This is a genomic window from Synechococcus sp. BO 8801 (assembly GCF_002252675.1).
GTDB lineage: Bacteria > Cyanobacteriota > Cyanobacteriia > PCC-6307 > Cyanobiaceae > Cyanobium.
Window position 1 is genome coordinate 1 of sequence record NZ_NQKY01000006.1, and the last position, 18469, is coordinate 18469.

The window sequence follows — 18469 nt, forward strand, 5'->3', positions numbered from 1 at the left end:
CGCGGGGCTGGCGGCCGCCGCGGGGCTGAGCCTGTGCCAGGCGGCCGTGGCGGCGCACTGCAGGCGGATCGGGGCCGATGCGGCGGCCCCGGGAGCGGCGGGCTCCTCCAGGCTCTGACGGGGCAGCGGTTCCTGCAGATGGCGGCGGAAGAAGGCCAGCAGCTCGCGGTCGAGTCCTCCGCGCCAGTCGAGATGGCTCCAGGCGCCGATGACCAGCCGGGGGTCGCCGCCGGCGCTGCGGGCCCGCAGCCAGAGGTCGAGGACCCCACGCAGATGGGGATCGTGCCAGCCGCCGATCAGCAGCAGGGGCCGCCGCAGCAGGGCCGCCGCCACGGGGTGCACCGTCCAGCCCTCCGGGCGGGCGGGGTCGCGCCGCAGCCAGCCCAGGCCCATGCCGCCGGGATCGTGGCGTTCCAGCAGGGACAGCCCCTCCTCGGTGAAGTCCCCGTGCTGGAGGCTGAGGCGGATCTGGCGCCAGCCGGCCGCGTCGCCCCGGCGCCGGCAGCCCTCCGCCGCCAGCTGCAGGGCCCAGCCCAGCCCCAGGGCCCACCAGTGGGCTCCCCCCTCGCTGGCCCAGTGGAGCCGCTCATCGAGGCCGCACATGGCCGGGGCGAGGCAGTCCGGCAGGGACGGGTCGTCGTTCGCCCCACCGTTTGCCTCGGCTTCGGCCTCGCCGCCTGTGTTGAGCAGCTGGGTCAGGCCCTGGTAGGAGAAGCCGTAGGTGCCCACCCGGCCGTTGCTGCCCGCCAGGGCCCGGGCCCAGCGGATCGTGGCGGCCCCATCGGCCGCCTCCTGGGCGAAGCCGCCGAAGTCGCCCTCCGATCCACCGCGGCCCCGCACGTCCTGAACCACCACCAGAAACCCATGGCCGGCGTACCAGCTGGGATGGGCGTAGGTGACGGTGGAGGCGATCGCCCGCCCGTAGGGCTGGCGCATCACCAGAACCGGCCAGGGGCCCTCCCCGTCGGGTTGCCAGACGCGGCTCACCAGCCGGACCCCATCCGCCAGCTGCAGGGTGGCGTCCCGGGCCCGGACCACGGGGATCAGAACACCGTGGAGCAGTGCAGGCCGATCACATAGGTGGCCAGCACCTCCGCATCCATGGGGCTCAGGCCGCGGCTGCTGGCCAGGCTGGCGATCGACGCCTTGGAGGTGGCCGAGACGCCCTGGGCGTTCAGCTGCTGGAACTGCTGGCAGAGGCTCTGGGCCAGGGCCGGGTTCTGCTTCACCGATTCCAGCAGCGCGGACTGGGCCCGTGCGGTGGGCACCGCCACGGCGCCCAGGCAGGCGGCGCAGACGAGGGCGGTGAGGAAGGGGCGCAGTCGGGTGCTCAGGGGGTGGCGGCGGTCGTCGCGAAGGGGGTGGTTCGTGGCTCTGGGGGGAGAAAGTCGGGTTGTTCGGGGCATCACTGCCTCCGTCCGTTTCCCCTATTCCAGTCACCCCCGCCGGGGCAGCGCAGGAGCGGAGGGTCAGTTCGGGGAGCGACCGGAGGCCGCCCGGGCCCGGCGGATCCAGGACAGGACGAGGGGCAGGTCGACCGGGGGGACGGCCGAGCCGGTGAGACGCCGCTGCAGGCGGCCCAGCTGCAGCAGCAATTGCTGCGGATCGGCGGCGGCGAGTCCGGCGGGGCTGGCGATGCCCCCATGGAGCAGCAGGGCCGCCTCCTCCGGGGCGAGGCCCACCGCGCTCACCAGCCGGGCCTGGCCGCGCAGGCGGATCAGGCGGGCCTCGCTGGCCTCGCCCGAAGCGGCCAGGTCACGCAGGCGGGCGTCATCCAGGCCGGCCACCTCCTCCCAGCTCGCGATGCCCTCCCGGCGCAGGCGCTGCTGCTCCCTTTTCAGGTGGGCCGCTGGCCGGAAGGGGTGGGCCACCGGGGTTCAGGCGGCGTCGCCGGGGCTGCGGGCCGCCAGATCCCGGGTGGTTTCGGCCAGCACCACGGGCCGTGCCAGCCCGGGCTCGACGGCTTCGACCCGGCGCAGCCGCACCCGCACTTCGCCGCCGCTGCCACGGCCGCCGCCGCGCAGGTTGCGGGCCACCTGGTCGAGGGTGGGGGCCACCGCCTCGGCCTCAAGGCTCGTCGGTGCGGCGGCGATGACCAGATCGGTGCCGTTGTCGAACACGACCGGCACCTGGATCGCCCCCGGCACGCTCACCCGCGGGTTGTAGCTGATCGAGAAGGCGAGGCAGGAGAGCGCCAGCAGGGCCGTGAAGCTGGTGATCCCCACCAGGCGGAAGCGGATGCCCCAGCGGGCGAGGAATCCGGCGATGGTGAGCACCGCCAGCACCCCGCTGGCGGCACCCAGCCAGGTACCGGCCACGAGCAGGATCGGATCAGCGGCCATGGGGCTGGGGAAGGCGTGACAAGCCCCCTATATTGCGGCCGCCCATGGACGGCGACCGACCCCGGTGGATGCGATGGAAGCCTGACAGTCGGCCCTGGCCTGCCCGCCGGCGTGTGTGGAAGGGGCTTCTCGCCGTCGGTTTCCTGGGGGCGGGCCTGGGGGTCGGGGTCTTCTGGTTCGATCGCATGGTCGCCGGCCTCTACGGCCGCTTCCGGCCCACCCTGGAGCGTCAGATCGGCACGGCCATGGGCCGTCCCATGGTCCTTGGTCCCTACCGGGGCCTGAAGGCCGACGGTCTCTGGGTCGGTCCCAGCCGCTTCCTGCCCGGTCCCCGGGACGCCTCCACCGTCAGGGTGGAGGGCGTGCGGGTGCGTCTCGACCCGCTGGCCAGCCTGGGGCTGCGCGGGCTGGTGCTGGATGTGGGGCTGGAACGGGCCCGGGCCGAGCTGCGCCGCAACGCCACCGGCCAGTTCTGGGTGCTGGGCTCCGTCCCCCCGGGGCGTGAGCCGCCGCGGATCGACCTGCGCCTGGGCCTGCTCCAGCCCGCCGACCTTCGGGTGCGGGGCGCCGGAGCCACGGCCCTGCCCCTCGACCTGAAGCTGTCCGGCCAGGTGGCTGTGCGCCTGCACCGCCGCGAGATCGATCTGGGCCTGCGCCTGGCGCCCCCCGCCGGCCAGGGCGGCGGCTCGCTGCGGCTGGACGGTGAGGGCCAGTGGCAGAAGCAGACGTGGCAGGGCCGGCTGACGGCCCGCCGCCTGCCGCTGGCCCTGCTGCGGCCGCTGCTGCCGGCGGGGGATCGGGCCGGGGGCAGCCTCGCCGGGGAGGCCGATGGACGGGTGGGGCTGCGGATCCAGCGGGGCCTGGCCCGCTGCGAGGGGGGCCTGGAGCTGCGGGACGTCCGCTGGCGGCTGGGGACCGGCGCCACGCCCCTGACGGCCCAGCGGCTGCCCCTGAGCTGCCGTGACCGGGCCCTGATCCTGCCCGCCAGCGCCTGGCGGTTCGGCCCCTGGGGCGGCCGCCTGACGGCCAGGGCCGACGCCGATCGCCGCCTGGCCGTGCAGCTGGAAGCCCAGCCGCCGCCACGCCATCCGCTCGGTCGCCAGCCCATCAAGGCCGATCTGCAGGGGAGCTGGGGACAGGGTCTGCTGCGCCTCACCCGGCTCGATGGCCGGCTGGGGAGCTCCAGCGTGCGGGCCAGCGGCAGCGTCGGCCGCTCCCTGGCCCTGGAGGCCCGCTGGCTCCTCGATCCCGACGACGTTGCCGCCGCCTCCCGCCTGCCGGTCTGGGCGCGGCAGCCCCTGGCCGGTCGCCTGCGGGTGGACGGCCCGCTGGCGACGCCGCGCCTGCGGCTGGAGACGGGCCAAGCGTCCCAGCGGCTGCTCGGCCCCTGGCAGGCGGCGCTGGTGTGGAGCGACCGGCTGCTGCGGCTGGAGCGCTTTCGGGCCGACCGCCTCGCGGCCACGGCCCAGCTGCCCCTGTCCTTCCAGCCGGGCAAGGGACTGGTGGCCGGTACGCTGCTGGCCCGGGTGGATGTGCGCAACTACCCACTGGCCCGCCTCGACCCCCTGCTGGGCACCACCCTCCAGGGCCAGCTGGATGCGGAGGGGACGATCGCCGGGCCCCTGGCGGAGCTGCGCCCCGACCTGCAGCTGCGTCTGCAGCAACCCGGCGCCGGCCCCCTGCTGCTGCGGGAAACCTGGCGTGGCCGCCTGCGGGACCGTTCCCTGGATCTGACCACGGTGGCGCCGACGCCGAACGGACGCCTCACGGCCCTGCTCGACCGCCGCTGGCAGCCGGTGCGGGCCGCCATCGAACGGGACGGCGGTGTGCTGACCCTCGAGGGCCGGCCGGCGGACTACCGCTGGCTGGCCCGGGCCTTCCCCCTGCGGGGTCTTGCGGTGGCCACCGGCCCGCAACGCCGCCTGCGTTCCCTGCAGGGGGACCTCAGCGGCAGCGGCCGGCTGGGGCTGCAGCCGCTCGGTTTCGACGGCCGGGTGGAGCTGCTCTCGCCCGAGTTCCTGGGGGTGGGGGGCCGGCGCATCCAGGCCGACGTCCAGTACGACGACCGCCGCTACCAGGTCAAGGGCGTGATCGAGCCCCTGGGCGAGGGCACAATCGCCGCCACGGTGTCGGGACGCTGGCGGGGCCCCTTCCGGGCCCGCTTCGAAGCGCGCCAGCTCTCCACCCTGCTGTTCCGCCAGTTCACCGACGCCTGGCCCATCTGGCGCGGGGCGCCGCCGCCGGCCCGCGGCCGGGCCAGTGATCTGGGCAGCCTGGTGATCGACACCATGGCCGGCACGGTCACCGACCAGCTGGTGGCCCTGGCCCGGGCCGAGGTGCGCGTCGCCGCCCGGGAGCAGGCGGCCAGTCGGGCCAGCCGGGCGGAACGGCTGGACCGGTTGCAGGCCCGGATCGATGCCGATCTGCTGCTCAGCGGCCCGGACTTCGCCCGCACCCGGGCCGACCTCAAGGCCACCGGCCACCTCTGGTTCAACCAGGGCGACCGGGCCCAGTCCCTGGCCGGCAAGCCGTTCGAGGTGCGCCTGGAGGGACCCCTCAGCGGCGGCAGCGGCCGCTTCAGCCTCGCCGACCTGCCCCTCTCCCTGCTGGCCCTGCTCACCCCGCTGCCGGACAACCTGCGCGGCAGCCTGGCCGCCAAGGGGCGTTACCGGCTGGGGGGGGCCCGCCCCGAGCTCAGCCTCGACCTGGCCCTGGTGGAGGGGCGCCTCGGGGAGCAGGCGCTGGAGCTGGAGCGGGGGAGGGTGGAGCTGAAGGACGAAGGGATCGGCCTGGATCTGGCCCTGCGGGCCGAGGGGGCTTCCCGCAGCGTCGACCTGGCGGGCACCATCCCGCTGGTGGCCTCCCAGCAGGGGCTGGAGCTGCGCCTGGCCACCCGGGGCGATGGCCTGCGCTTCCTCACCCGCCTGGGGGGTCAGGCCTTCGAGTGGCAGGAGGGCGGCGCCGACCTGCAGCTGCTGGTGCGCGGCAGCCTCGACGACCCCATCGCCAACGGCTTCCTGCGGCTGCGGGAGCTCCGCTGCCGCTTCATCGGCCAGGAGGTGCGGGAGGTGGACGCCACGATCCTGTTCGACTTCGAGCAGCTGGTGGTGCAGGAGTTCCGGGCCCGGGTGGGGCCCCAGGGGCTGGTGGGCGGCGAGGGCCGTCTGGGGCTGTTCCGGCCCCTCGCCCAGGACCGGACCCTGGTGATGAAGCTGGAGCAGGTGCCCTTCAAGGTGCCGCGCCTGGCGGCGGTGGGGGACGGCCAGCTGCATCTGAGCGGCAGCCTGCTGGCCCCCGTGCTCGGCGGCGACGTGGCGATCAGCCGCGGCACCATCAACGTCCAGCCGGGTCAGCTGGCGGCCAGCGAGCCGGTGTCCGACCAGCCGGTCCAGCCGCGCACCATGCCCGAGCTGCTGGAGTCGAAGTGGAACTTCCAGCAGCCCCTGGTGCTACTGGGCCCCGATGTGGAGTCCACCACCGCCGAAGCCCTGCGGGCCTCGGTGCCCCGCTTCCCCTACCTGGCCTTCGAGGACATGATCCTGCGGCTGGGGCCGGATCTGCGGGTGGTGATCCCCAACATCGCCAACTTCACCACGGCCGGCCAGCTGCGCATCGCCGGTCGGCTGGATCCCTCCCTGCGGGCCTCCGGGGTGGTGCGGCTGCTGGGGGGACGGCTGAACCTGTTCACCACCAGCTTCAGCCTCGACCCCGACGCCCCCAACGTGGCGGTCTTCACCCCTTCCCTGGGGCTGGTGCCCTACCTCGACATCGCCCTGCGCACCCGCATCTCCGACAGCCTCAGCGTGCTCTCCCCGTCCGGGGTGGGCGACCTGGGTCCCTCGGTGCAGAACGCCCCCAACCAGGCCGGCCTCTCGGCCCTGAACCAGCTCAACCTGATTCTGGTGGTGGTGTCGGTGAGCGGTCCCGCCGACCGCATCGCCGAGAACCTCAAGCTGCGCAGCAGCCCGCCCCTGCCCCAGGAGCGGCTGGTGGCCCTGATCGGCGGCAACTCCCTGGCGGGCCTGAGCGGCGGCGGGGCCGGAGCGGCCCTGGCCACGGTGGTGGGCCAGACCCTTCTCTCGCCGCTGCTGTCGTCGCTGAGCGATGCCTTCGGCCAGCGGGTGAGCCTGGCCCTCTATCCCACCTACGTGAACCAGGCGATCGACACCCAGCAGGAAGGCGCCCCCCGGCGGCGGGTGCCGCCCCAGCTGGTGCTCGGCGCCGAGGTGGGTGTGGACATCACCAACCGCTTCAGCATGTCGGTGCTGGCCGCCCCGAACCGCTCCGATGTGCCCCCCCAGGTGACCCTCACCTACAAGGCCTCCGACACCTTCAACCTGCAGACCTCCGTCGACACCGAGGGGGCCTGGCAGTCGCTGCTGCAGGTGTTCCTGCGCTTCTGAGGGACGGCGCCCCCACGCTGCTGGCGCCCCCCCGCTGGGTAGGGTGCGCCGATGGCGTCGTCCCGCGAACGACCTCCCGGTGAGGCCCAGCTGATCGGCATCGATCTGGGCGGCACGGCCATCAAGCTGGCCCGCTGCGACCAGCAGGGCACCGTGCTTGCCGAGGCCGAGGTGCCCACGCCCCAGCCGGCGGTGCCGGGAGCGGTGTTCATGGCCCTGGCCGAGGCGGTTGAAGCCATCGACCCCGACCGCCTCGCCGACCGGGTCGGCATCGGCCTGCCGGGGCCCTGCGACGCGGCGGGTCGGGTGGCGCGGATCTCCATCAACCTGCCGGGGTGGCGGGATGTGCCCCTGGCGGCCTGGCTCGAAGCCCGGCTGGAGCGGCGGGTGGTCATGGGCAACGATGCCAACGGCGCCCTGCTGGGTGAGGCCTGGCTGGGGGCGGCCCGGGGTGTGGGCGACGTGCTGCTGCTCACCCTGGGCACCGGCGTGGGCGGGGCGGTGATGCTGGAGGGCCGCCTGTTCACCGGCCACGGCGGCGCGGCTGCTGAGCCTGGGCTGATCGGCGTGGATCCTGAGGGGCCCCCCTGCCGCAGCGGCAACCGGGGCTCCCTGGAGCAGTTCTGCAGCATCGGCGGCCTGGCGCGCCTCAGCCCGCTTGATCCGCGCGAGCTCTGCCGCCGCGCCGACGCCGGTGACACCGAAGCCCTGGCGGTGTGGGAGGCCTACGGGCGGCTGCTTGGGGTGGGGCTCAGCTCCCTGCTCTACGTGCTCACCCCGGAGCTGGTGTTGATCGGCGGTGGCCTCAGTGCCGCCAGCCACCACTTCCTGCCGGCGGTCTGGCGGGAGGTGGAGGAGCGGGTGCTGGCGGTGAGCCGGGAGGGGCTGGCGATCCGCCGCTGTGAGCTGGGCAACGGTGCCGGTCGGCTGGGGGCGGTGCGGCTGGCCCTGGACCGCTTGGGATGATGGGGGCCATGAGCCAGACCATCACTTCTCCTGCCAGCGTCGTGCCGGAGCCCGACCCCCAGCTGCTGCAGCGGGCCGCGGCGGTGCGCCGGGCCGCCATGGCCCTGGGCCAGGCCAGCGACGCCGAACGCACCGGCGCCGTGGCGGCGATGGCCGACGCCCTCGAGGCCGCCAGCGACGGGATCCTGGAGGCCAACCGCGCCGACCTGGCCGCCGCCGATGCCGAGGGGCTGGCGCCGGCCCTGGTGGCGCGCCTGAAGCTGGATGGCCCCAAGCTGGCGGGGGCGATCGCCGGGGTGCGCCAGGTGGCGGCCCTGGAAGATCCTGTGGGCCGACGTCAGCTGCACACCGAACTCGATGACGGGCTGGTGCTGGAGCGGCTGAGCGTGCCCCTGGGGGTGCTGGGGGTGATCTTCGAGGCCCGGCCCGATGCGGTGATGCAGATCGCTTCGCTGGCGATCCGCTCCGGCAACGGCGCCCTGCTCAAGGGGGGCCGGGAGGCCAGCCGCAGCTGCCAGGCGATCGTGGCGGCCCTGCAGCGGGGCCTGGCCGGCAGTGCCGTCGACCCCGGCTGCCTGGAGCTGCTCACCAGTCGCGAGGAGAGCCTGGGGCTGCTGCGGCTAGACGGCCTGGTGGACCTGATCATTCCCCGGGGCTCCAACGCCTTGGTGCGTTTCATTCAGGACAACACCCGCATCCCCGTGCTCGGCCACGCCGACGGCATCTGCCATCTGTTTGTGGATCGGGCCGCCGACCCGGCCCTGGCCCTGCGCATCGCCCTCGACAGCAAGACCCAGTACCCGGCGGCCTGCAACGCCATCGAGACCCTGCTGGTGCACCAGACCATCGCCCCCGCCTTCCTGGAGGCGGCGCTGCCGGCCTTCGCCGCGGCGGGGGTGGAGCTGCGCGGCGATGCCGGCGCCTGCGCCCTGGGGGTGGCTCAGGCCGCCGGGCCCGGCGCCTGGGACACGGAGTATTCGGATCTGATCCTGAATGTGAAGGTGGTGGAGGACCTGGAGGCGGCCCTGGAGCACATCCGCCGTCACGGCTCCCGCCACACCGATGCCATCGCCAGCACCGACCCGGTGGCGGCTGAGCGGTTCCTGCGGGCGGTGGACAGCGCCGGGGTGTTCCTCAACTGCTCCACCCGCTTCGCCGACGGCAACCGCTACGGCTTCGGCGCCGAGGTGGGCATCAGCACCCAGACCCTGCCGCCGCGGGGTCCGGTGGGGCTCGAGGGGCTGGTCACCTACCGCTACCGGCTGCGGGGCGAGGGCCACATCGCCGCCGACTACGCCGACGGCACGCGGAGCTTCAGCCACCGCCCCCTGCCCCTGTGACCGAGGCGATCCACGTGCGCGGCCTGCGGGTGTGGGCCCATGTGGGGGTCTACGAGCAGGAGCGGCGCCACGGCCAGTGGTTCGAGCTGGCCTTCTCCCTGGGGGCGGATCTGGCCGCCACGGCCCGCAGCGACGACCTCAGCCAGGGCTACGACTACGGCCGCGGCATCGCGGCGCTGCAGCAGCAGGCCCGCACCGTCCGCTGCCTCACCCTGGAGCACTACAGCGAGCAGATCCTCGACGCCCTAGAGGCCTGCTACGGGCCGATCCCCCTGGCGGTGGAGGTCAGCAAGTGCCAGGTGCCGGTTCCCGGCTTCGATGGCAGCGTGGCGGTGAGCCGCAAGCGTCGCTGGGAGTGAGGGGTCGGGGGCTGGACGGCGGTGTCGCCATGGTGCCCATGGCTGCTTTCTGCGGGCAGTTCAGGATTCCCTGGCCAGCATGCTTCCACTTGCTGGACGCAGCTGTTCTGAGCGTCCAGGACCAACGGCCGCCCATGATTGAGGGGTCAGGCGCCGGCACCCTTTCCGTCGGCCTCCGGATGCGCCAGGTTGGTGACAGCGTTCTCCACGCTCCTCAATCTGGGCTCGGGTCTGAGCGGGCAGCTGCGGCCGATCGCATGTGCCAGGTCAGGTTGCAACGCCCTGTCGGGATCCCTTTACCGAATCTTAGCCATTTCTATACCTGGAACGATGTGATCGGAAACGATGTATCCCTCCTTACGCCATGCCGTTGACACGGCAGAATTGTTCACCTAGTCTTAAGTAAAATTCAGTGTTGGACTGGATTCATGCTTCTAGAGCCGAGCGCCGACCACGTGCAGTTCGACCAGCAGGTCAAGGATCGACGGGGTTCCTTGCGACAAGTTCTGCCTTCGGGAGTTCCTGCCAGTATTCACCTGCCCTCGGGTCGTTCAGGCTTTGTCACGCTAGGTGATATCAGCAGAGCTGGAGCCTGCATTGTACGTTCCGGATCGCTGGAAGTTCAGCCCAACGACCAGATCTTCCTCAGCATCAGCGATCACGGACTTTTCCGAAACGTTTACCTGTCGGCTTGCGTGAAGTGGATGACCGTCTTGAACCAGAAGATTCGTATGGGTCTCGCCTTCACGGAGGGTCCATTGTTGCCAGGAACCATCCTGGATCAATACTTTGATAAAGCTCTCCTGGCTCCCGGATCCTTTGATGTCTGAAGTGCCCTGCACGGATTGATCGGCTCGTCTGTGGCATCCGTATCCCTGCAGGTTTCGCCGGGCCTTGGGTCACTGCATGGTGCTGTTCCACTCGGTCGCGGTTGTGTTCCCGGGACTCGTAGGCTCGATCCCTGTTCTGTCGGCCGGACCATGGACTAAAGTCATGGGGACGGGGCGTGGCGCAGCTTGGTAGCGCGGGTGCTTTGGGAGCACTAGGTCGCAGGTTCGAATCCTGTCGCCCCGATTGGGTTTTCAGGGATTGGCCTCATCTCCCGGTTGGACAGAGGTTGGACAGAAGCCTTGTCAGGCTGGAGCAACGCCCACTACCTGATGGGCTACGCAGCATCCCCATCTGAGCCAAACAGTTGAGCAGTGGAAGAAGCTTCAGAAGGAGGGGTGGAGTCACGTCGAATTGCGGTAGTTGATCAGATGACCCCATTGGGGCTGCTGCGGTCCAAGACCTCCAGCAGCTCTGCCATCACCAGCCGCAAGTCCTGTACCTTCTCAGGGTCGAACTCGTATTCCATGAGAACGGCGCCCGACACGGGCGCCCTTGGGCCGGTTGCAGGGTCTGGGCTCGCGCTGCCCTGGTCGTGGCCTCAGATTCATGAATAGATCCGCCTGCCTGCTTCTTAGTACGGCAAGCCGATCCAACCTCGGTGCCTCATCGAAAGGCTGCCGGATCAGGTGTTCTGGATCAATTGGAGTCAGCTGGAAAAGCCTGATGGCAGGCCGCAGTCAGGCCGCAGTCAGGCCGCAGCGGCCTTGATGATCGCCGTGGTGGAGGCTTCCACCGCTCGGGCCACCTCCCGCAGGGAGGGATCGGCCGAGAGGCCAGCAAGCATCGCCTCGGGGCGGATCATGCCCAAGCGGGTCTGGCCGGCTTCGGTGTAGACGGAGATCCGGCAGGGCAGAGCCATGTTTAGCGCCATCGTGGTGCTGAGCACCGCGGCGGCCTGCTGGGGGTTACACACCTCGAAGATGCGGCACTGCTCCGGGAACGGCAGGCCCTTGCTGCGCAGGGTGTTGCCCAGATCATGGACGGCCAGCACCCCGAAGCCCTGGTCCACCACCGCCTCCTGGAGGGCGCTACTGGCCTCCTCGAAGGATTTCGGCGTGTCGCGAATGAAGAACGGATCCATGGCTGACATCAGGACGTTCCGTACCAGCTGCGATACCACTGCGCCATCTGCTCGATCTCCTGGCTCTGCACCCGAACCATGGCCTGCTGCAGCTCCCGCAGCTGCGGATGCTGGCTGTTGGTCTGGGCCATCGAGGCCATCATCACGCCCATGCGGTGGTGGGGAATCATCTGTTCGATGAAGGCGCGATCGAAGTCGGCGGAGTTCTTCAGGGCGGCCAGGCTGGTGCCCATCATTCCCATTCCGCTGCAGCAGCCCATGCCCATGCCAGGACCCATGCCACCACCCATACCCATGCCCATCCCCATACCGCCCATGCCCATGGCTCCTCCGCTCGTCCAGCTGGGAACGTCCACGCCGAACCACTGCCGGTACCAGGTCCGCATCTGAGTGTTTTCACTCGTCTGACTGGCTTTGATGCTCTTGGCCAGCTCTTTGATCTCGGGTCGCTTCGCGCGTGTGAGGGCGAGATCTGCCATGGCAATCGCCCCGTCATGGTGAGGAATCATCATCACGATGAAATGCTGATCCATCGACTGGGAGCCCATCCGCCCCGGACCCATTTGACCAGCTCCCATTCCGCCTGCAGGGGCCGCCACCTGGGGAGCCTGAGACAGAGCAGGAGCTCCAAGCCAAAGGACGAGCGCCCCAAGTCCTGCTGTCGTCGCGAGTCGGTGCTGGATCATCAGCGTTGCTCCTTGGCGTCTGCCTGTCATCAGCATGGGGAGGGAGCAGGACGCTGGACGCAACTCCGGGTCATTGCTTCACCTGGCCGCGGTCACACATGAAGATTGGGGCAGATCACTTCGTCGTCCTTGGCGGGATCGCTTTGCCAGCCGGCCAGCAGCTCCTTCAGTTCCGTTCTGAGTTGCCGCAGTTCCTTGATCTGGCCATCGATCCGCTCGATCTGCCGCCCCAGCTGGATCTCGATGTCGCCGCAGGGCAGATCACCGGCATCATGGACCGCCAAGCAGCCCTGGATCTCCTCCAGGCTGAGCCCAAGGGTCTTGAGGCGGCGGATGAACTCCAGACGGCGCAGGCTTTCCTCTGCAAAGAGGCGGTAGCCGCCTTCGCTGCGGCCGATCGCCGGCAGCAGGCCCAGGTCCTCGTAGTAGCGCAGGGTCTTGACCGGCAGGCCACTGCGCGACGCCAGCATGCCGATCTTCATTCCAGCAGTGATGCCGATGGACGCCATGACCTTGACTCTCCAGTTATGGGGAGACTCTAAGCTGCTCATCTGCTCTGCCTCGGGTCTCCCGTGAACCGCCTTTCCTTCTCATTCCTGCTTCTCTCAGGCATTGTCCTTGCTCCCATGGCCGCCAGCGCCCAGGACTACGACATGTTCCCGAGCAAAGCCGCTGCGGAACAGCGTGCCAAGGAGTTGAAGTGCAGCGGTGTCTTTGCGATGGGCAAGGACTGGATGCCATGTCAGAACTTCGATGCGTATCAGAAGGCCGTCTCCAAGGAGAAATGACCCGCTCTCGCGCCCGTTTCCTTGACCCCCGCAGCATCCACCCGATGAGCCAGCGCCACACCGGTCGCCTGTTGCCCTGCTACCGGTGGGCCCTTCTGGCGTCCTTGGCAGCGGCAGCCTTCTGCCCGCTTCTCACCATCCCACCGGCTGCGGCCCATATGAAGGGCATGTTCAAGACCAAGCAGGAAGCCGAAAAGCGCGCTGCTGAGCTCAAGTGCAAGGGTGCTTTTGCGATGGGCTCCCTGTGGATGCCTTGTGCCAATGAGCAGATGCTGCACAAAGCGCTTCAGAACGAATGAACCGCCGACACTTGCTACGACGGGTGCATCGCAGCCTCGTGCCCATGGCCGCTCTACCACTGCTGATCACGGCCCTGTCCGGTTCGCTCTATGGTGCCCTTTCGGCCCGCGACATCGAAGCCTTCTGGTTGATGAAGCTGCATACGGGCAACTTCGGGGTCATCAATCTTCAGCCCTATTACTCCACAGTTCTCGGAGTGCTCACCCTGTTCGTCGCTTGCTCAGGGATTGGTTTGTTGCTGGCTCCCTGGACTCGAAGGACGTCGGCATCGCCGCCGCCCAACTGAATCAGGCCGACCGAAGGGAATCAAGGAGACTCATGAAAGCTACACGAACAAGAAGGTTGCAGTTGTGAACTTGCGGCCGCTGTCAGAGGCGAAAAATTGCCATACGCTTCGGCATGTCCAGGCCCACGGTTAGGCCCGCCTTGGACAAAGCGAACCGTACCTGCTGAGCGCATTCAGAGAACAAACAGGGCGTCGTAGCGGTTATACTCCGGCTTGCGCAGGCCTTCGGTGGCCAGCATTCGTCGCAGTTCGATGATCTCGGCCCGCTGGGCCACGATCACGCCGTGAGCAAAGCGCCGAATCGTGCTGTTGGTGCTCTTGGCCAGGGCGTCGTGGGCCATGATCAGCGCCCCGCCGTGGTGCTCGAGCATCCCCTCCAGGAACCAGACCACCCGGTTGTCCTTGGTGGGTATCTCACCCATCATCCGCATGCCATCGATCTGGGCCTGGCTCATGCGGGTGAGGCCGGCGAGGCTGTCGGGATCGCCGCCGCTGGCTAGGGCCACGGGATACACGGGCGCCTGGGGATACCAGGCCTTGCGCCAGAGCCCCATGGCCCGGATCTCGCCCGCCTGATCGCGCCAGATCGTCTTGCCGAGGGCTCCCACGCCAGGTGCACCGATGCCGAAGACGAATTCACTCATCCGCAGCGCGCCGGTGTGGTGCTGCACCATCCCATCGATGAAGCGCAGGTCGTAGGTGGCACCGGCGGGACCCACGTCATGGGCGTGGCCGGCATGGGCCGGGGCGGATCCGGCAGGGGCAGACATTCCAGGCCTGTTCATCATCCCTGGCATGCCTTGGTGCCCTTCATGATTCATGCCGCCTGGCATCTGGGCCAGGGCAGGAGCCGCCAGGCTGAGGGCAGAGGCGAGCCCAATCAAGGTGGCGGTGAAGCGTGGTGGGCGCATGGCGGCAGGGTCACAGCAACTCACCGTATGGTCTCCCCTTGGCGGGAGAGTCAAGGACCAGGGCCACAGCAAATCTGCGCCGGCCTATGCCAGCCCTCCAGGGCTTGACTCTCCTCCTGACTGGAGACCTTAAGGTAATGGCAAGCCTCATCGTCATTCCATGAACACCGATCACTTGTTTCGGTCTTCGCCTCTCTTTGGCTTGCTGGCCGGCATCAGCGCGCTCACAGCTGTCACCACAGGAGTTGGCTCAACCCTGCCAGTGGCGGCGGCCACCGCTCCGGTGCCCATCACCTCGTATCGCTCAGCCAGTTGTGGGTGCTGCAAGGGATGGATCCAGCACATGCGCGACAACGGCTTCCAGGTGCGAGATGTCGTCATCGCCGATTCCGACAGTGTCAAACGTCGACTGGGAGTCCCCAGTCAGCTGGCGTCCTGCCATTCCGCCCAGGTCGCTGGATATGTCCTCGAGGGCCACGTTCCGGCCGCCGATGTCAAGAGGTTGCTTCGGAGTCGCCCCTCGGTGGTGGGCCTTGCCGTACCGGGAATGGTGTTGGGTTCTCCTGGGATGGAATCGGCCAAAGCAACAGAGTCTTACAGCGTTCTGGCCTTCTCCTCCACCGGGCGCACCAGTGTTTTCTCGCGTCATTTCCCCTGAGGTCTCCCAAAGACCTTCTGCCGCAACCGGAGCACATGCCCCGCTTCTCCCAGCCCCATGCCATCGTGATGGGCTTGGGGCTGGGGGGCGTGATCAATTTCCAGCCCTTCGATCCCGATCGGATGGATACCCGAGATGGCCGCGACCAATCCCAGCGCCGCTGAAAAGACACGGTGCTGGTGCGCTCGGGGGAGAAGGTGCGCCTTCAGGTGAGCTTTCTCGATTTCGCAAGTCGCACTCTCTCTCACTGCCACAAGCTCGATCAGGTTGATCCGTTCATGCGCCACGTCCTGACCCTGTCGCTGGCCTTTTGGTGGCTGGCGGCTCCGGCGATGGCGGCGGATATGGAGGTGTGTCGGAACCTGCTGGAGCAACGCCATGCCCTGGCCGAGCAGGCCATGAAGGCCGAAATCGCCCTGGTTCGCACCACCCGCGAACGGATCTGCCCGGTCCTCAGCCAGCAGGCCGATGGGGCCAATGCCAACGACCGCAACGAGACGACCATCGACTACCAGGCCCTGATCGAGTGCCGCCACAAGGCGGAAGAACAGCTGCTGCGCAGCCGGCGGGTTCTCTACGTCAACATCCAGCAGTTCAGGTTCTACACGGCGGCTGGAGCCAAGCTGGCCCGGCAAGCCGATGGGCTGATGCAGCCGTTGCGGGATCAGGAGTGTCCCCAGCTGCGTTGATCAACAGCCTGTGGACACACAGCCCCAACCCACCCTTGACCCTGGAGTGACTACAGGCTGTTTGCTGGGGCCTGGATGACCTGACCATGGCGGAACATTGCTGCAACACCGGAACCAGCGGGCAGAACGCTGGAGCCACCATGGAGCCGCAGCCGGAGCTGGCATGCGCCAGAGAAGCGCGGTTTCGGATCAGCGCCATGGATTGCGCCACCGAAGAAACCGAGATCCGCCATGCCCTCGCAGGTGTCGACGGCATCCGCGGCCTGAGGTTCCTGCTGGCCGAGCGCGTTCTGGCGATCGATGCCGAAGCCGCAGGGCTCAACTCCGCCCTTGCTGCGATCCGCCGGCTGGGATTCAACCCGGAGCCGATCAGCTCCGATCACCGGCCTTCTGCCGCCCAGACCCGCGCCGAACGGCGCCTTGAACGGCTCCGCCTGGCGGGCTCCCTGGCACTGGCGCTCACGGCGGAGCTGCTGCATCTGGTCGTTCCCGCCTACCCGGGCCATGAGCTGGTGGAGATCGGGATCGCCATCACCGCGATCGCCCTGGCGGGCTTCTCCGTGTTTCGCAAGGGCCTGGCCGCCCTGCGCCAGGGCCGGCTCAACATCAATGCGTTGATGAGCGTGGCGGTCACGGGCGCCTTCCTGATCGGCCGCTTCCCGGAGGCCGCCATGGTGATGGCGCTCTATGCCGTGGCTGAGGCGATTGAAGCGCGGGCCGTGCAGCGGGCCCGCCAGGCGATCACCAGCCTGATGGCCCTGGCCCCCGATGAGGCGGAGATCCGCCAGAGCGATGGCCGCTGGCAGCGCGTGGCCGCCAGTGCTGTGGCCATCGGAGATGTGGCGCGGGTCCGCCCGGGGGAACGGCTGCCGCTTGATGGCACGGTGCTCAGCGGCGAGAGTGCGATCAACCAGGCCCCGATCACCGGCGAAAGCCTGCCGGTTGACAAAGGCCCTGGTGATGAAGTGTTTGCGGGCACGATCAACCAGGGCGGCGCACTCGAGATCCAGGTGACGGCACCTGCCTCGCTCAGCACCCTGGCGCGCATCATCCAGGCCGTGGAGGAAGCCCAGGCCTCCCGTGCCCCGATCCAGCGCTTCGTCGATCGCTTCGCGGCCCGCTACACCCCGGCGGTGTTTGTGGTGGCCCTGGCCGTTGCCCTGCTGGCGCCGCCCTTGCTGGGATTCACCCCCATGCAGGCGATCTACAAGGCCCTGGTGCTGTTGGTGATCGCCTGTCCCTGTGCGCTGGTGATCGCCACACCGGTCACGGTGGTGAGCGGCCTGGCCACCGCCGCCCGCCGCGGCATCATCATCAAAGGCGGCCTGTACATCGAGGAGGCCCGCAAGATCAAGGTGCTGGCCCTCGACAAGACCGGCACGATCACCCTGGGCCAGCCCCAGCTGGTGGCCTTCTCCCCACGGCAAGAAGGGGCAGACGCTGGAACTCTCAAACAGTGGGCCAGCAGCCTGGCGGAGCGCTCCGACCATCCGGTGTCGCGGGCCATGGCGTCAGGCCTTGATGGCGAGCGGCTGGCCGTGGAGGCCTTCGAGGCCCTCCCCGGAAGGGGGGTGCGCGGCGTGATCGCGGGGCGGCCGCTGATGCTGGCCAACCACCGCTGGATCGAGGAGCTGGGACTCTGCTCCAGCGCACTGGAAGCATCGATGCAGGTCCACGAGCGCCAGGGCCGCTCCCTCAGCCTGCTGGCGGATGACAGCGGCGTGCTCGCCCTGATCGCCGTCGCCGACACCGTTCGGCCCAGCTCGGCGGCGGCCATGGCCGCCCTGCGGGCCCTCGGCGTCACCCCGGTGATGCTCACGGGTGACAACGCAGCCACCGCCGGTGCGATCGCGGCCGTGGCCGGCATCGAGCAGGTGAAGAGCAACCTGCTGCCGCAGGAGAAGCTCGAGGCGGTGGCCGATCTGCAGGCCCGCTATGGATTCGCGGCCATGGCCGGCGATGGCATCAACGATGCCCCGGCCCTGGCCCAGGCGGACATCGGTTTCGCGATGGGGGCCGCGGGCACCCACATCGCCATCGAAGCGGCCGATGTGGTGATCATGAACGACGATCTGATGCGCGTACCGGAAACGATCGCCCTCTCTCGCCGCACCTTCGGAATCCTGCGCCAGAACATCGAGCTGGCCCTGGGAATCAAGGCCATGTTTCTTGTGCTCACCGTGGCCGGAAATGCCACGATGTGGATGGCGGTCTTCGCGGACATGGGCACCAGCCTGATCGTGATCGCCAATGGACTTCGACTGCTTCGCACTCCCACGCTTGGCAAGACCAAGGGTTGAGCCTGGTCGGAAGCGATCAGATCTGAGCCTTATCGATTCCAGCCGAACGGTTCAACTCCATGAGGATGCCACAGGTCTTCACCTCATCCGGCTGCTGACAAAACCCTCTGAGCTGCCGTAGCTGATCCTGGAGTTTGTGCAACTCATTCACGCGGGCATCGACCTCGGCGATCTTCTCGTCCAGCAGGGCATTCACCGTCAGACAGCTTCCGGACGGTGTGTCGAGCACCCCGATCAGGAGGCGCACCTCCTCCAGGCTCATGTCAAGGCTGCGGCAGTAGCAGATGAAGCGCAACTGCTCCACATCCCGCGGCGAATAGAGGCGATAGTTGCCATCGGTGCGCTGCGGCACCGGCAACAACTGCTCGCGTTCGTAATAGCGGATGGTTTCGATCTTGACCCCGGTGGACCGTGCCAGCTCGCCGATCTGCATGGATTCATCCCCCTGGGTTGGCAACTCGGGCGGACA

Annotated in this window: 21 protein-coding genes and 1 tRNA gene; 13 read left to right on the top strand and 9 right to left on the bottom strand. The window is 69.0% G+C overall.

Annotation, left to right across the window (positions count from 1 at the left end; translation table 11 throughout):
* The 4 genes from CJZ86_RS06175 to CJZ86_RS06190 form a co-directional block, all read right to left on the bottom strand.
* A partial coding sequence (locus CJZ86_RS06175) for a CocE/NonD family hydrolase (protein WP_143594054.1) occupies positions 1 to 1038 on the bottom strand: 1038 nt, incomplete at its 3' end.
* Between the two features lie 5 nt (positions 1039 to 1043).
* Positions 1044 to 1406: a DUF8664 family protein gene (locus tag CJZ86_RS06180; protein ID WP_353615214.1), complete on the bottom strand. Its 363-nt coding sequence runs from the start codon at positions 1404 to 1406 to the stop codon at positions 1044 to 1046.
* 63 nt (positions 1407 to 1469) lie between these two features.
* Positions 1470 to 1871 (bottom strand): DUF4332 domain-containing protein, encoded by a 402-nt coding sequence (locus tag CJZ86_RS06185; RefSeq protein ID WP_094585083.1) that lies wholly within the window; start codon positions 1869 to 1871, stop codon positions 1470 to 1472.
* Positions 1872 to 1877: 6 nt separating this feature from the next.
* Entirely contained in the window at positions 1878 to 2342 is a 465-nt protein-coding gene (locus tag CJZ86_RS06190) for a DUF2518 family protein (RefSeq protein WP_094585084.1), read from the bottom strand.
* Between the two features lie 113 nt (positions 2343 to 2455).
* Here CJZ86_RS06190 and CJZ86_RS17490 point away from each other — a divergent pair, with 113 nt between their 5' ends.
* The 6 genes from CJZ86_RS17490 to CJZ86_RS06220 all read left to right on the top strand — a co-directional run bounded on the left by CJZ86_RS17490 (position 2456) and on the right by CJZ86_RS06220 (position 10484).
* Positions 2456 to 6745, top strand: a complete 4290-nt coding sequence (locus CJZ86_RS17490) for a translocation/assembly module TamB domain-containing protein (RefSeq protein WP_094585085.1) — start codon at positions 2456 to 2458, stop codon at positions 6743 to 6745.
* Positions 6746 to 6796: 51 nt separating this feature from the next.
* Positions 6797 to 7711, top strand: a complete 915-nt coding sequence (locus CJZ86_RS06200; protein ID WP_094585086.1) for an ROK family protein — start codon at positions 6797 to 6799, stop codon at positions 7709 to 7711.
* Positions 7712 to 7719: 8 nt separating this feature from the next.
* A complete protein-coding gene (locus CJZ86_RS06205) occupies positions 7720 to 9051 on the top strand; it encodes a glutamate-5-semialdehyde dehydrogenase (protein ID WP_233133870.1) in 1332 nt (443 codons plus the stop codon).
* The gene (locus tag CJZ86_RS06210) at positions 9048 to 9410 is read left to right on the top strand and encodes a dihydroneopterin aldolase (protein ID WP_094585088.1); all 363 of its coding nucleotides are present in this window, start codon (positions 9048 to 9050) and stop codon (positions 9408 to 9410) included. Before CJZ86_RS06205 ends, CJZ86_RS06210 begins: the two co-directional genes overlap by 4 nt.
* Before the next feature lie 455 nt (positions 9411 to 9865).
* Positions 9866 to 10240 carry a PilZ domain-containing protein gene (locus CJZ86_RS06215; RefSeq protein ID WP_158219516.1) on the top strand — a complete coding sequence of 125 codons (375 nt, stop codon included), beginning with the start codon at positions 9866 to 9868 and terminating at the stop codon, positions 10238 to 10240.
* A 170-nt stretch (positions 10241 to 10410) separates the two neighbouring features.
* Positions 10411 to 10484 (top strand) — tRNA-Pro (locus CJZ86_RS06220).
* Positions 10485 to 10989: 505 nt separating this feature from the next.
* On the opposite strand, the gene CJZ86_RS06225 is transcribed toward CJZ86_RS06220, so the two are convergent.
* The 3 genes from CJZ86_RS06225 to CJZ86_RS06235 all read right to left on the bottom strand — a co-directional run bounded on the left by CJZ86_RS06225 (position 10990) and on the right by CJZ86_RS06235 (position 12577).
* Positions 10990 to 11382 carry a DUF302 domain-containing protein gene (locus tag CJZ86_RS06225; RefSeq protein ID WP_094585203.1) on the bottom strand — a complete coding sequence of 131 codons (393 nt, stop codon included), beginning with the start codon at positions 11380 to 11382 and terminating at the stop codon, positions 10990 to 10992.
* 8 nt (positions 11383 to 11390) lie between these two features.
* Positions 11391 to 11915 (bottom strand): DUF305 domain-containing protein, encoded by a 525-nt coding sequence (locus CJZ86_RS06230; protein WP_233133871.1) that lies wholly within the window; start codon positions 11913 to 11915, stop codon positions 11391 to 11393.
* Positions 11916 to 12160: 245 nt separating this feature from the next.
* Positions 12161 to 12577: a heavy metal-responsive transcriptional regulator gene (locus tag CJZ86_RS06235; RefSeq protein WP_094585091.1), complete on the bottom strand. Its 417-nt coding sequence runs from the start codon at positions 12575 to 12577 to the stop codon at positions 12161 to 12163.
* Positions 12578 to 12694: 117 nt separating this feature from the next.
* Between CJZ86_RS06235 and CJZ86_RS06240 the strand changes: the two genes are divergently transcribed.
* From CJZ86_RS06240 to CJZ86_RS06250, 3 genes are read left to right on the top strand one after another with little or no spacing between them, the layout of a single operon-like run.
* Complete coding sequence (locus CJZ86_RS06240; RefSeq protein ID WP_233133872.1) at positions 12695 to 12856, top strand: DUF3721 domain-containing protein; 162 nt, start codon at positions 12695 to 12697, stop codon at positions 12854 to 12856.
* Between the two features lie 44 nt (positions 12857 to 12900).
* On the top strand, positions 12901 to 13155 hold the full coding sequence (locus tag CJZ86_RS06245) for a DUF3721 domain-containing protein (protein WP_094585204.1): 255 nt from the start codon (positions 12901 to 12903) through the stop codon (positions 13153 to 13155).
* Positions 13152 to 13442, top strand: coding sequence for a hypothetical protein (locus CJZ86_RS06250; RefSeq protein WP_094585093.1), 291 nt, complete (start codon positions 13152 to 13154; stop codon positions 13440 to 13442). Before CJZ86_RS06245 ends, CJZ86_RS06250 begins: the two co-directional genes overlap by 4 nt.
* A gap of 173 nt (positions 13443 to 13615) precedes the next feature.
* Here the strand turns inward: CJZ86_RS06250 and CJZ86_RS06255 are convergent, their stop codons facing one another.
* Complete coding sequence (locus tag CJZ86_RS06255; RefSeq protein ID WP_094585094.1) at positions 13616 to 14353, bottom strand: DUF305 domain-containing protein; 738 nt, start codon at positions 14351 to 14353, stop codon at positions 13616 to 13618.
* Positions 14354 to 14513: 160 nt separating this feature from the next.
* Here CJZ86_RS06255 and CJZ86_RS06260 point away from each other — a divergent pair, with 160 nt between their 5' ends.
* The 4 genes from CJZ86_RS06260 to CJZ86_RS06270 all read left to right on the top strand — a co-directional run bounded on the left by CJZ86_RS06260 (position 14514) and on the right by CJZ86_RS06270 (position 18000).
* A complete protein-coding gene (locus CJZ86_RS06260) occupies positions 14514 to 15011 on the top strand; it encodes a DUF411 domain-containing protein (RefSeq protein WP_233133873.1) in 498 nt (165 codons plus the stop codon).
* Positions 15012 to 15046: 35 nt separating this feature from the next.
* Positions 15047 to 15175: a hypothetical protein gene (locus CJZ86_RS17495; protein ID WP_286145696.1), complete on the top strand. Its 129-nt coding sequence runs from the start codon at positions 15047 to 15049 to the stop codon at positions 15173 to 15175.
* A 114-nt stretch (positions 15176 to 15289) separates the two neighbouring features.
* Positions 15290 to 15700, top strand: a complete 411-nt coding sequence (locus CJZ86_RS06265) for a hypothetical protein (protein WP_143594055.1) — start codon at positions 15290 to 15292, stop codon at positions 15698 to 15700.
* A gap of 197 nt (positions 15701 to 15897) precedes the next feature.
* Positions 15898 to 18000, top strand: a complete 2103-nt coding sequence (locus CJZ86_RS06270) for a heavy metal translocating P-type ATPase (protein WP_094585096.1) — start codon at positions 15898 to 15900, stop codon at positions 17998 to 18000.
* Between the two features lie 16 nt (positions 18001 to 18016).
* On the opposite strand, the gene cadR is transcribed toward CJZ86_RS06270, so the two are convergent.
* Positions 18017 to 18433: a Cd(II)/Pb(II)-responsive transcriptional regulator gene (cadR, locus tag CJZ86_RS06275; RefSeq protein WP_094585097.1), complete on the bottom strand. Its 417-nt coding sequence runs from the start codon at positions 18431 to 18433 to the stop codon at positions 18017 to 18019.
* Positions 18434 to 18469 lie beyond the last annotated feature (36 nt).